This is a genomic window from Streptomyces sp. NPDC107471 (genome assembly GCF_055582845.1).
Window position 1 is genome coordinate 725756 of record NZ_JBVJPC010000003.1, and the last position, 12604, is coordinate 738359.

Consider the following 12604-nt stretch of genomic DNA (forward strand, 5'->3'; position numbering starts at 1 on the left):
GTGGCCGGAGGCCCACGGCGGGCTGGACCCCAAGGGCACGACGGCTCCGCCCGGAAGGCACCCCTCCGCAAGGCGACGATCTCCGGCCAGATTGCCCGCGCCACCGATCTGGCCGAACTTCTCGTCGCCCTATAGATGCCCGGGGCATCTAATGAGGATCTGCACGAGGCACCCTTCGTCTGCGAGGTCTTCCATGACGGAAACGGAACCCGTCGCCTTCCCCCAGGACCGGACCTGCCCCTACCACCCGCCCGCCGCCTACGACTCCCTGCGCGGCGACCGCCCGCTGTCCCGGATCACTCTCTTCGACGGCCGTCCGGCCTGGCTGGTCACCGGACACGGCACCGCGCGCGCCCTGCTCGCCGACCCGAGACTCTCCACCGACCGCACCCGGGACGGCTTTCCCGCGCCCACGGCACGCTTCGCGGCGGTCAAGAACCGGAGGACCGCGCTGCTGGGCGTGGACGACCCCGAGCACCGGGTCCAGCGGCGCATGATGGTGCCCAGTTTCACGCTGCGCCGGGCCACCGAACTGCGCCCCCGCATCCAGGAGATCGTCGACGAGCGCATCGACGCGATGATCGCCCAGGGGCCGCCCGCGGAGCTGGTGACCGCCTTCGCGCTGCCCGTCCCCTCGACCGTGATCTGCGCCCTGCTCGGCGTGCCCTACACCGACCACGACTTCTTCGAGGGGCAGTCCCGGCGGCTGCTGCGCGGTCCCACGGCCGACGACGTCATGGATGCCCGCGACCAGCTCGAGGCGTACTTCGACGAGTTGATCGACCGCAAGCAGAAGCAGTCGGAGCCCGGCGACGGTGTGCTCGACGAACTCGTCCACCGGGAGCTGCGGAACGGTGAGCTGAACCGTGAGGGGCTGATCGCCCTGGCGATCATCCTGCTGGTCGCCGGCCACGAGACCACCGCCAACATGATCTCGCTCGGCACCTTCACCCTGCTCCGACACCCCGACCGGCTGGCCGAGTTGCGCACCGACCCCGCGCTGGTCCCGAACGCGGTCGAGGAGCTCATGCGGATGCTGTCGATCGCCGACGGGCTGCTGCGGATGGCGCTGGAGGACATCGAGGTGGCCGGCACGACGATCCGTGCGGGCGACGGGGTGGTGTTCTCGACCTCGGTCGTCAACCGCGACGAGGACGTCTACGCCGACCCCGACACCCTCGACTGGCACCGGTCCGCCCGGCACCACATCGCCTTCGGCTTCGGCATCCACCAGTGCCTCGGCCAGAACCTCGCCCGCGCCGAACTGGAGATCGCCCTGGGCACGCTCTTCGACCGGCTCCCCACCCTGCGCCTCGCGGTCCCCGCCGAGGAGATCCCCTTCAAACCCGGCGACACGATCCAGGGGATGCTGGAACTCCCCGTGACCTGGTAAGAGGCTCCGACGATGCGCATGGACATCGACATCGACAAGGACGTCTGCATCGGGGCGGGCCAGTGCGCCCTGGCCGCCCCGGGCGTCTTCACCCAGGACGACGACGGCTTCAGCACGCTCCTGCCCGGCCGGGAGGACGGCGGCGGCGACCCCATGCTCCGAGAGGCCGCCCGAGCCTGCCCCGTGGCCGCGATCACCGTCTCGGAGAGAGCGACCTGAGAGCCGAGGGCCTCGCCCCTGACCGGCACCACCGCCGCGCCCGCCGGACTGCCGTCCGGCCGGGACGAGGACGAGGCCCATGGCTCGGCCGAGCGGGACGTGGGCCTGAAGCGCTCACCTTGAGCGGCGGGGCCCTCCGTTACCGCCGGAGCGTCCCGGAGCTCCGCCGACACCCTGGGCAGCAGCGAGGCGGGTCCGGCCCGGCGCACCTGGCTCGGCTGCCGGGAGGGGGCCGGAGTGGCTCGCGCGCACCTGCTGGGCAACGTCATCCGCCCGCGCGGCCCGCTGATTCAGCGGCGATCGGCAGCCATTGGGCCGGTCCCCACAGTCAGGCTCGGGCTACCCGAAGTCCGGGAGGCCGCTAGACCGCGCCACCGTTGCCGTCCTGCCTCAGCGGGAGCTCAGCAGCGGACAGGCCTCCCGGGCCCCGGTGGGGCAGGGCGCGACGCGGCGAGGTTCCCGCCGTCACCCGTTCGGGCGGCCGTCCGGGCTGCGGCGCCCGTTGCCGGCCGACGTCCGTGGGAGTGCGGGAGCTGTCAGGTCACGTCATGTGTCTCGGTGGCACCGGTGAGAGTCGGCGTGAAGGTTGCCGTCACCGGGTTCAGGCGATCCACGGCCTTCGTCGGCTTCGTCGGAGGCCGGGCGCTGACCAAGACCCGGCGCTCGTATCACTGGGCGTCCAGCAGCAGTTGTGCCGCGGTCCGTGCCTCGGCGGCCGGGTGGGGTGTTCCCGTGATGCCCGCCGTCACCATCGCTCCCTCGGCGAGCAGGAAGAGCGGGGCTGCCAAAGAGGTGGGTCGGCCCGCGTCGGTCACCAGGGAGGTGAGGTAGTCCGCGAACGCCCTCTTGTGGGACCGGACCTGGGCCGCCACCCGGTCCGAGGTCGCGCCCAGCTCGCCGTACGAGTTGATCCACGCGCAGCCGCGGAAGCCCTCCTCGCCGAACCACTCCGCCAGCCAGTCGAAGACCGCGAGGATCCGTTCCTCGGGGTCCGGGCGGAGGGCCACGAAGTCGGCCAGTCTGCCCCGCCAGCGGCCGTCCCGGCGTTCCAGGTAGGCCTCCACGAGCTGTTCCTTCGCCGGGAACAGTTGGTAGAGCCGCTTGAGGGAGACCCCCGACGCACCGCGTATCTCGTCCATGCCGACGGACTGGATGCCCCGCCCGTAGAACAGTTCCTCGGCGGCGTCCAGCACCCGCTCGCGGGCCGCTGCGCTGTCCATGGACGACCACTCCTTGACGTGAGAACGTGCGTTCTCCTACGGTAGCAGGCACCCCGGAGAACGCCCGTTCTCCACCGTGCAGGCCGCTTCGGCCACGGAGGACACCATGAACGACCGCCCGCCCCTGCCGCCCTTCACCCGCGAGACCGCCGCCCAGAAGGTGCAGGCCGCCGAGGACGCCTGGAACACCCGCGACCCGCAGCGGGTGGCCCTCGCCTACTCCGAGGACTCCGAGTGGCGCAACCGCGGCACCTTCGTCACCGGCCGCGCCGAGATCGTCGAGTTCCTCACCGCGAAGTGGGCCCGCGAGCGGGAGTACGCGCTGCGCAAGGACCTGTGGGCCTTCGACGGCAACCGCATCGCCGTCCGCTTCCAGTACGAGTGCCAGGACGCCGAAGGACAGTGGTGGCGGTCGTACGGCAACGAGCTGTGGGAGTTCGACGAGCACGGGCTGATGACCCGGCGCGAGGCGAGCATCAACGACGTGGCCATCGAGGAGAAGGAGCGCCGGCTCCACGGACCCCGCCCCGAGAGCGAGCGGGGGTTGTCCTTCCCGCTTCAGTAGGGTTCCCGGATGACCGCACAAGGTTCCGCCAAGGGTTCCGCACCGGACGACACACCGCCCTTCCTGTACGTCGTCGTCTGCGCCGCCGGCATCGCGGCCGGCGTCGGCGAGCTGATCACCGCCGCGCAGGAGCGGGAGTGGCACGTGGGGGTCATCGCCACCCCCACCGCCATGAACGGCTTCTTCGACGCGGCCGCCGTCGAGGCGCAGACCGGCTACCCGATCCGTTCCGCGTGGCGCCGCCCGGGGGACGCGCGGCCCTTCCCGGACCCGGACGCGGTCGTGGTCGCCCCGGCCACCTTCAACACCGTCAACAAATGGGCGGCGGGAATGGCCGACACCCTCGCCGTGGCCACGCTGTGCGAGGTGGTCGGCCGGGGCGTCCCCGTCGGCGTCCTGCCCTGTGTCTCCGACGACCTCGCCGGGCACCCCGCCTACCAGGACAGCCTGATCCGGCTGCGGGGGATGGGAGTGCGGTTCGGGGATCCCCACCAGGGCGCCGGCGGCGGGGAGTTCGGCTGGGAGCGGGCACTGGACCTGATCGAGTAGGGCGGCCAGGGGACCTTGATCGCCCGTGAAGTCGTACGCTCCCCTTCGGACCCCTCTCGAAGGCAGGAGCAGCAACGATGCAGTACGTGAAGCTCGGTTCGACGGGCCTGGACGTCTCGCGGATCTGTCTGGGCTGCATGTCCTACGGCCTGCCGGACCGCGGCGTGCACGAGTGGACCCTCGACGAGGAGGCGTCGCGGCCCCTGATACGGCAGGCGCTGGACGCCGGCATCAATTTCTTCGACACCGCGAACGTCTACTCCGACGGCACCAGCGAGGAGATCGTCGGCAAGGCGCTCGCGGACTTCGCGAACCGCGACGAGATCGTGCTCGCGACCAAGGTGCACGGCCGGATGCGGTCCGGGCAGAACGCGGCGGGGCTCTCCCGCAAGGCGATCATGACGGAGATCGACCACAGCCTGCGGCGCCTCGGCACCGACTACGTCGACCTGTACCAGATCCACCGCTTCGACCCCCGCACCCCCGTCGAGGAGACGATGGAGGCGCTGCACGACCTGGTGAAGGCGGGCAAGGTGCGCTACATCGGGGCGAGTTCGATGTACGCCTGGCAGTTCTCCAAGATGCAGTACACGGCCGAGCTCCACGGCTGGACCAAGTTCGTGTCCATGCAGAACCACTACAACCTCCTCTACCGCGAGGAGGAGCGCGAGATGCTGCCGCTCTGCGCCGACCAGGGCGTCAGCTCCCTGCCGTGGAGCCCGCTGGCCCGCGGCCGGCTGACCCGGGACTGGGGCACGGTCACCGACCGCAGCTCCACCGACGACTTCGGCAGCCGCCTCTACCAGGAGGGCGACCGCAACATCGTCGAGGCGGTGACCCGCATCGCCGGCGACCGGGGCGTCCCCCGCGCCCGGGTGGCCCTGGCCTGGCTGCTGGCCCAGGACACGGTGGCGGCCCCGATCGTGGGCGCGGGCAGGCCGCACCACATCGAGGACGCCGTCGCGGCGGTGGAACTGGAGCTCAGCGAGAAGGAGATCGAGGAACTGGAGGGGCCGTACACGGCCCGCCCCGTCGTCGGGCACGGCTGATCAGTGCGGTCCGTGCGGTGCGAACTCCGTACCGCACGGACCCGCCCCCTCGCTCTCCGCGAGGGGCACCCGTTCACCGTTCATGGACAGCGTCCGGTAGTAGTGCCCGATCCGTTCGGCGGACGAGCCCACGTAGTGCCCGATGAACGAGCGCCGGAACCGGTCGGCGGTGCGGTTCGGCTGCGACCCGTGCACCAGGCTGCCGTTGAAGAACAGGACGTCCCCCGGAGCCATGTCGACGGGCACCGGCGCGAGCCCTGGCGGCGGTGCCACGTACTCCCGCGCGAACGACACCTCCGCGTCCGCGAGTTCGGGGCAGAACAGGTCCATCCGGTGCGTGCCGGGGACGACCTCCAGCCCTCCGTTGTCCCGGTCGATCACATCGCAGGCCACCCAGGCCGCGACGCACGTGCCCGGCTCGACCCGCAGATAGAAGTTGTCCTGGTGCAGCGCCTGCCCCCGCGCCCCCGGCGGCTTGAAGTAGAACATGCTCTGGGCGGCCAGCACCTCCTCCCCGAGCAGCGTCTCCAGCACCTCCCGCAGCCGGGCGTCCAGCAGGAAGCGCCGCCCGAGGTCGCTGATCTCGTGCGGCTGCATCACGCGCGGATACCTCCGCAGCGGATCCGCCGACCCGCCCGGCGCGCTCGGCTCGAAGTGCCCCGGCACCGGCCCGGCGGCGCGCAGGGCCGTGAACGCGGCGCACAGCCGGTCGATCTCCTCGCGAGCGAACAGCCCCCGGGCGACCATGAAGCCGTCCTCCTGGAACTGCCGGACGCCTGTCCCGATGCCTGTGACGGTCATGTGTCCCCTCCTCGGTCGGATGTGTTCCACTCGTCACGCTAGGCCGCAGCCCGTGCGAGGAGGATGCCCGTGACCGCCGACGGATTGCCCGAGACGGCTGCGCCCGGCGACCCGGGCCCACCGCCGGGCCTCGTGGTCGTGGGCCGCTACGACGAACCGCCGGGCTACGGCGTCCAGCGGCCGCGCGGCGCCGAGAGCTGGCTGTTCACCTGGACGGTGGCCGGGCGGGGCACCCTGCGCCAGGGACGGACCGAGACCGGCGCGGGCGCCGGCGACCTGGTGGTGCTCGCCCCCGGCACCCCGCACCGCTACGGCGTCCAACAGGGCTCCGCGCACTGGGAGTTCTGGTGGGCGCACTGCGGAGCCAGGCCGTCCTGGGCCGCCTGGCTGGAGCCGCACGGCAGGGGGGACGGGCTGTACGTGGTCACCCCGGGGGCCGCCGGAACCGGTTCGCACGCCCGTGTCGAGGCGGCCTTTCGCCGGATGCTCGCCGACGCCCGCTGGACCGGCACCGGCACCCCGCCCGACAGCGTCCCGCCCGAGGCCCGGGTGGCCGTCGCCGTGGCCCACGGCACCACCGCCCGCGAACTCGCCCTGGGCGCACTGGAGGAGGTCGTCCTGCTCACCGCCGGCGCCGCGCGCGGCCTCCGGCCCGGAACCGGTGTCGACCCCCGCGTCCAGCGCGCCCAGGAGCTGATCGCGGCCGACCCCGGTGCCCCGCACACGGTCCGGTCGCTGGCCGCCGGGGTCTCGCTGTCCCCGTCCCGGTTCGCCCACCTCTTCACCCGGGAGCTCGGCCGCTCACCCATGCGCGCGCTGCGCGAGGCGCGGCTGCAGCACGCCGCGCGGCTGCTGGAGAGCACCGACCTGTCCGTGGAGCGCGTCGCCGCCGCCTCCGGCTTCGCCAGCCCCTTCCACTTCAACCGTGTCTTCCGTGACCGCTACGGCACCCCGCCCGGCGCCTACCGGGCGGCGGGCACCCCAATGGTTGGGACATGACACCCCGGGGCCGCCCGCACACGCCGTGCAGTGGACGTTCAATGGTTGTCTGGATCTCATCGGGGAGTTGACTGAATCCCGTTTCCAAATGCGAAATCCCGAGTATCACAATCCGCGGGACGCCGGTGTTGACAAGACGTCTATCTGCAGCGGGCCGACGGGACGCGTAAAACCGTGGGATCACTTGTTGGGCGTCCTTGACCTGTGCAAAGGTGTGCCTTGTCAGCGCACGGACAATGCATTCTCCCCTGTGTGATCTTGACCCCCTCCGTACGCCCTACACGCTTCAAAAGAGCTGGCCCAGGCGGACGTACCCATTGGTATGGACTTAATGCAATGCAGCATGCCCTCGGGAGGAAATGCCGCCGTGAAAGACGCAGGACTGTCGAATTCCCCGTCTCCGGTTCGCCCGTACGACGTCACGGACGAGCAACTGAGCGCCGAGCTCAAGAAGTGGAGCGGCACGACGCCGGCCCTGCAGCCCGTCGGTGAACTCCTCGACCGGCACTGGGAAGCCGCCTTCGCCTACGCGCGGCTGTGCACCGACGGTCCCCGCCCCGCGGGCATGCTCACCACGGCCGCGTTCACCCGCCTCTTCGGCGAGTCCCTGCGCCACACCGGGCCGACCGCCGCCTGGCGGCCCCATCTGCTCGTCACCGTCCGCCGGATCGCGGCCGAGTGGGACGCCGACGGCCGCCGGGAGATGCTCCACCCCGAGCTGAGAACCGGCGCGGACGGCGACCGGGCGGCGGCCCGGCTGCTGCCCCCCGCCGAGCGGCGCCTGCTGTCCGGTGCCTTCCAGCGGCTGCAGCAGTCCGCCCGCTGCCTGCTGTGGCACACCGAGGTCGAGGCCGAGCCGATATCCCTCCCCGCGGGCCTCCTCGGCCTCGACGAGGAGGACGCCGGTGTCGAACTGCGCCGGGCCCGCGAGCGGTTGCGCGAGGAGTGCCTCCAGGTCCACCGTGAACTCGCCCCCGAGCAGGAGTGCCGGCACTACCTGCGCCTGCTCGACGTGACCTACCGGCGCGGCGGTGTCGACATCGACCCCGATCTGCGCACACACCTGGAGCGGTGCCGGCACTGCATGCACACCGCGGACCAACTGCACCAGTTCAACGGGCAGCTCGGCCTCGCCCTCGCCGAGGCCGTGCTCGGCTGGGCTGCCGCCGCCTACGTCCAGTCACGGCTGACCGTCGACGACCCGGCAGTGGCGCGGGAGGCCCACCGGCACGCGCCGGCACGGCCGTTCGTGGCCGAGGACTTCGGGGCCCCCATGCCCTTCGCCGGACCGGGCGAGGACAGCGCGATGTCCGGCCCCGCTCCCGTGGACCCGGCGTCCGGCGCTCCCGGCCCCGGGCCCCGCGGCCGCTCCGCGTCCCGGCGCTCGGCCCACAAGGCCGCCCGCCGTGCCTCCCGCCGCAACCTCGCCGTCGCCGTCCTGACGGTGAGCGGGCTCGTCGTGCTCCCCCTGGTCATCTGGTCCTCGTTCCACTCCGACGGCGACGGATCCGTCGAGGCCGCTCCCTCCGGGACACCCGGCACCGACACGGCCTCCTCGACCAGCGACCCGTCGAAGGCCGGGGCGGGCGAGGCCCGCCAGGGAGACCTGCGCGGCCGCCTGCACAACGTCGAGTCCGGGCTGTGCGTCGACGTCGTCGGCGGGAAGCTCGCCCGGGGCGCCGAGACCGAGCTCGCCAAGTGCTCCGCCGCCGAGGGCCAGCAGTGGACGTACGAGACCGACGGGCTGCTGCGCAGCACCGCCGACCCCGAGCTGTGCCTCGACTCCCGCCTCGGGTTCTCGGTGCGGCTCTCGGCCTGCTCGGGCGCCACCGCGCCCGGCGCCAAGGACATCCGCTACGACTTCACCCTCCAGGGCACCCTCGTACCGCGCTGGAACCAGGACCTGGCCCTGACTCCCGCCGCCACCGACGGCTCCGGCGCGCTGGTCCTGAAGAACCGCGAGGACGGTCCCGCCCAGCGCTGGGTGTTCGACACCTCGAAGGCCGACCCCCAGATGGCGGCGGTCAACTGGGACGCGGACAGCAGCCCCACGCCCACCCCGAAGTCGGCCCCCGCGCCCTCCAGGACGCCGACACCGACCCCGACGGCGACCGCCGCGCCGACGGCCACGCCGACCCCGTCGAGCAGCCCGTCCCCGAGCGACTACTGCTCCACCGACCCGTACCACTGCTCCTGGGGCGACCGGAGCGGCGGCGGATCGGGCGGCTACGGCGGCGGGTACGGCGGTGGCTACGGATACGGCGGCGGGTACGGAGGCGGCGGCTACGGCGGCGGGCGCTGACCCCGCTCAGGCTCCGACGAGCTGGAGCGAGCCCCACAGGGCCACCACCGACGCGGCCAGCGCGGTCGGCACGGTCAGCAGGCCGAGCCGGGTGAACTCGCCGAGGCCGACCTCGTGGTCGTGGCGGTGCAGGATGCGCCGCCACAGCAGCGTGGCCAGGGACCCGGCGTAGGTCAGGTTCGGGCCGATGTTCACCCCGAGCAGCACCGCCAGGACCGCGCCGGGCCCGGCCGCGGCGGTCAGCGGCAGCAGGACCAGGACCGCGGGCAGGTTGTTGATCAGGTTGGCCAGTACGGCGGCCAGCGCGGCGATCCCCAGCAGCGCGAGGAGGCCCGTCCCGTCGGGCAGGACGTGGTGCAGGGCGTCCGCGAGCCCGTTGTCGACGACCGCGCGCACCACGATGCCGAGGGCGAGTACGAACGCCAGGAACGCGGGTGCCGCCGCCCGCACCACCGACACGGGCCCGGCCTTCCTCCGGACGAGCGCGCGGCCCGCCAGCACCAGCGCCCCCGCGCACGCGACCCAGGCCGGATCCACGCCGAACGCGGAGGCCACCACGAACCCGGCCAGCGTGCAGCCCACGGTGACCAGCGCGAACAGCGGCAGCGCGGGCTCCTCGGACGGCTCGGGGGAGTGGTCGACGACGGCGAGGTCGGTCTCGAAGAACCGCCGGAACACCGCGTACTCGACGGCGATCGCCGCCAGCCAGGGCAGCGTCATCAGCAGCGCGAACCGGGTGAAGCTCACCCCGCTCGCCTCGAAGGCCAGCAGATTGGTGAGGTTCGACACCGGCAGCAGCAGCGAGGCCGTGTTCGACAGGTGCGCGCACGCGTACACGTGCGGCTTCGCACGGGCCCCCATCCGGGAGGCGGTGACCAGCACCACCGGCGTCAGGAGCACCACGGTGGCGTCCAGGCTCAGCACCGCGGTGATCGCCGACGCCAGCCCGAACACCCCGGTCAGCAGCCGCCCGGGCGAGCCCGCCGACCGCCGCGCCAGCCAGGCCCCGCAGGCCTGGAACAGCCCCTCGACGTCACAGAAGTGCGCGAGCACCAGCACCGCGGCCAGGAACCCGACCACCGGCCCCAGTCGCTCGGCCTCAGCCCACGCGTGCTCCGGGGAGATCGCCCCGGTCAGGACCACGAGCCCGGCCGCCGGGACCGCGACCACGGCCTCCGGCAGTCCGAGGGGGCGCAGGACCGCCCACACGAGTACGGCGACGAGAAGGGCTACGGACAGGGTTTCGGCGAGCGGGGTGTTCAGGGCGGTTCCTTCGAAGGGCGGGCGGACCGTGCCCGGTCATGAAACCAGGCCCGGGTAAGAACCCTCCCGATACCCGCGACCTGGGCCGTTCAGGCGCCGGTGCCGGGGCTGAAGGGGATGAGCCGGACCGACGCCTCGGTGCCGGACACCGGGACCTCGCCGCCCTTCCAGGTCACCTTCAGAGGGTCCTGCTCGTCCGGCGGGGTCACCAGGAGGGCGGCGGGGGTGGCGGTGCCCGCCCCGCTGATCTCGGGGTTCGCGAAGGACAGTCCGGCCCAGGCGCTCCGGCCCGGAGCCAGTCGCACGGTCTGCGGACCGGTCGCGGAGCGCTCGGGGTCCGGGCCGAGCTGCCTGCCGGACGCGTCGACGAAGGCGGTGCCCGGGAAGCCGTACAGGGTGCAGGTGCGGCTCGACCTGTTCGTCAGCACGACCGGGAAGTTCTCCTGCCCGGCGCCCGGGTTGTTGCGGCCGACGGACGCGCTGAGCGCGGAGGTGTGGCAGCGGGTCCCGCCGGCCGGGGATCGCGTCGCGGACGGGGGGAGGGAGTTGCTCACGGCGTCGGTCGGGACGCCGCTCGGCGCGCCACCCGCGTCCTGGGAGGCGGAGACGGAGACGGAGGCGGACGGCGCGGTGGTGCCGGTCGCGGGGGCCGCCGTGCCCGACTCGGTGCGGGGGCCGCCCGCCGTGCCGTCGCCACTGCCGCAGCCCGCCAGCAGGCCGAGCATCGCGACCGAACCCGCGAGCAGGGCCGCCCGCCGCACACCCAGGGACCTGTTCGTCATGTCTCCACACTCCCGGAGATTCCGCGCTCGCGCGCGTACGGCGCCTTGTGCCCCGTCACTGATGTCCGATGCGGCGCGGGCCGGAAAAGTTCGCTCACCGCGACACCCGCACGGACCCCAGTACCCGGTCGGCGACCGAAGGGCTGTCCTTCTGCCGGATCTGCACGTACACCTGGGGCTCTCCCGCACCGCCCGCCGGCACGAGCGCCGCCTCCGTGACGGACGCGCTGCCGGCCGGACAGTGGTCCCAGGTGCGCACCCGGCCGTGCCACCGGGGGGAGGCGTAGGCGTGGGCACCGGCGTAGCGGCAGCCGGGGTGGGTGAGGGCGTCGACCCGGGCCGCTGTGCCCCCGTGGCTCAGGCCGACGAACACGCCGTTCACCGCGGCCGAGAGGTTCTGCCACCCGGCCAGGTCGTCCGCGACGACGAGCCCCGCCTCGTGCCCGGCGGGCAGCCCGAGCGCCCGCTGATCCCAGCCGGAGTCCCGCAGCTCGCGCCCCCAGGCCCCGGGCACCTCGACGGTGATCCGGCCGGTGGCGTCCCGCACCCGGGCGTCCTGGGACCCGGAGGACCGGTTCAGCAGGACGCCGGTGACCCCCGCGGCCACCAGCGCGACCGCGACCGCGCAGAGCGCGAGGACCCTGCCCGGGCGCCGGACGGGCCGCCCCGGCTCCGCCAGCCGCTCCAGCTCCTCCGCGAAGGCCCGCGCGGTCGGCCAGCGGCGCTCCCGGTCCGGCTCCAGCGCCCGCAGCAGGATCCGCTGGACACCGGGGTCGAGCCCGGGCCGCAGCCGCTCGGGTCGCTCCACCTTCCCGGGCGCTCCGGGGACCGTGCCGGTGACCAGGTGATAGCCGACCGCGCCGAGGGCGTACACGTCGGCCCGTTCGTCGACGCCCGCGCCGGGCTCGGCCTGTTCGGGCGGCTGATAGCCCGCCGAACCGGCCGCCAGGGTCAGCCCGGAGGCCTGCGCGAGGCTCTTGGCGAGCCCCAGGTCGGCGAGGAGCACCCGCGGCGCGTCCCCGGGGGACGCGCGCAGCAGGACGTTCGTCGGCTTGATGTCGCGGTGCACGATCCCCGCCTCGTGCAGGGCGGCCGCGCCCCGGGCGGCCAGTGCGGTCAGCCGCAGCGCCTCCGGCACGGGCAGCGGGCCGGCGGCGAGCAGGTCGGCGAGGGTGCCGCCGTCGGCGTACTCCATGACGAAGTAGGGCCGCTCGTCCGGGAGTTCGCCGATGTCGTAGACCTGCACCACCCGATGGGAGGCGGCCCGGCGCAGCATTCGCGCCTCGGCGAGGAACCGCTCGCGGACGTCGAGGCGCTGGGTCCAGTTGTCGGCGAGGACCTTCACCGCGACCGGGGCCTCGAGGACGTCGTCGTGGGCGAGCCACACCGTGCCGAACGCGCCGGTGCCCAGGCGCCGTTCGAGCCGGTAACGGCCGATCCGCTCGACGGAGTGCATACGCCT

12 protein-coding genes are annotated in these 12604 nt (G+C 73.2%); 7 read left to right on the top strand and 5 right to left on the bottom strand.

All coding sequences use genetic code 11. The features are described 5' to 3' along the window. The first annotated feature begins 193 nt into the window (after positions 1-193). The gene (locus tag ACZ66S_RS12850) at positions 194-1393 is read left to right on the top strand and encodes a cytochrome P450 (RefSeq protein ID WP_469901527.1); all 1200 of its coding nucleotides are present in this window, start codon (positions 194-196) and stop codon (positions 1391-1393) included. Positions 1394-1411: 18 nt separating this feature from the next. Then, positions 1412-1612: a ferredoxin gene (locus tag ACZ66S_RS12855; protein WP_469901738.1), complete on the top strand. Its 201-nt coding sequence runs from the start codon at positions 1412-1414 to the stop codon at positions 1610-1612. Positions 1613-2280: 668 nt separating this feature from the next. On the opposite strand, the gene ACZ66S_RS12860 is transcribed toward ACZ66S_RS12855, so the two are convergent. Next, on the bottom strand, positions 2281-2832 hold the full coding sequence (locus ACZ66S_RS12860; protein ID WP_469901528.1) for a TetR/AcrR family transcriptional regulator: 552 nt from the start codon (positions 2830-2832) through the stop codon (positions 2281-2283). A 106-nt stretch (positions 2833-2938) separates the two neighbouring features. Here ACZ66S_RS12860 and ACZ66S_RS12865 point away from each other — a divergent pair, with 106 nt between their 5' ends. The 3 genes from ACZ66S_RS12865 to ACZ66S_RS12875 all read left to right on the top strand — a co-directional run bounded on the left by ACZ66S_RS12865 (position 2939) and on the right by ACZ66S_RS12875 (position 4995). Then, on the top strand, positions 2939-3397 hold the full coding sequence (locus ACZ66S_RS12865; RefSeq protein WP_469901529.1) for a nuclear transport factor 2 family protein: 459 nt from the start codon (positions 2939-2941) through the stop codon (positions 3395-3397). 9 nt (positions 3398-3406) lie between these two features. Then, positions 3407-3946, top strand: a complete 540-nt coding sequence (locus ACZ66S_RS12870) for a flavoprotein (protein WP_469901530.1) — start codon at positions 3407-3409, stop codon at positions 3944-3946. A 77-nt stretch (positions 3947-4023) separates the two neighbouring features. Next, positions 4024-4995 carry an aldo/keto reductase gene (locus tag ACZ66S_RS12875; protein WP_469901531.1) on the top strand — a complete coding sequence of 324 codons (972 nt, stop codon included), beginning with the start codon at positions 4024-4026 and terminating at the stop codon, positions 4993-4995. On the opposite strand, the gene ACZ66S_RS12880 is transcribed toward ACZ66S_RS12875, so the two are convergent. Continuing rightward, a complete protein-coding gene (locus ACZ66S_RS12880; RefSeq protein WP_469901532.1) occupies positions 4996-5796 on the bottom strand; it encodes a phytanoyl-CoA dioxygenase family protein in 801 nt (266 codons plus the stop codon). Between the two features lie 63 nt (positions 5797-5859). Here ACZ66S_RS12880 and ACZ66S_RS12885 point away from each other — a divergent pair, with 63 nt between their 5' ends. Together ACZ66S_RS12885 and ACZ66S_RS12890 are read left to right on the top strand one after the other, a co-directional pair. Next, positions 5860-6795 carry a helix-turn-helix domain-containing protein gene (locus tag ACZ66S_RS12885; RefSeq protein WP_469901533.1) on the top strand — a complete coding sequence of 312 codons (936 nt, stop codon included), beginning with the start codon at positions 5860-5862 and terminating at the stop codon, positions 6793-6795. A gap of 367 nt (positions 6796-7162) precedes the next feature. Continuing rightward, a complete protein-coding gene (locus tag ACZ66S_RS12890) occupies positions 7163-9097 on the top strand; it encodes an RICIN domain-containing protein (RefSeq protein ID WP_469901534.1) in 1935 nt (644 codons plus the stop codon). A gap of 6 nt (positions 9098-9103) precedes the next feature. On the opposite strand, the gene ACZ66S_RS12895 is transcribed toward ACZ66S_RS12890, so the two are convergent. From ACZ66S_RS12895 to ACZ66S_RS12905, 3 genes are all read right to left on the bottom strand, one after another. Continuing rightward, positions 9104-10360 carry an arsenic transporter gene (locus ACZ66S_RS12895; protein WP_469901739.1) on the bottom strand — a complete coding sequence of 419 codons (1257 nt, stop codon included), beginning with the start codon at positions 10358-10360 and terminating at the stop codon, positions 9104-9106. Positions 10361-10449: 89 nt separating this feature from the next. Next, positions 10450-11142, bottom strand: coding sequence for a DUF4232 domain-containing protein (locus ACZ66S_RS12900; RefSeq protein ID WP_469901535.1), 693 nt, complete (start codon positions 11140-11142; stop codon positions 10450-10452). A 94-nt stretch (positions 11143-11236) separates the two neighbouring features. Beyond that, positions 11237-12598, bottom strand: a complete 1362-nt coding sequence (locus ACZ66S_RS12905; protein WP_469901536.1) for a serine/threonine-protein kinase — start codon at positions 12596-12598, stop codon at positions 11237-11239. Positions 12599-12604: the final 6 nt, after the last annotated feature.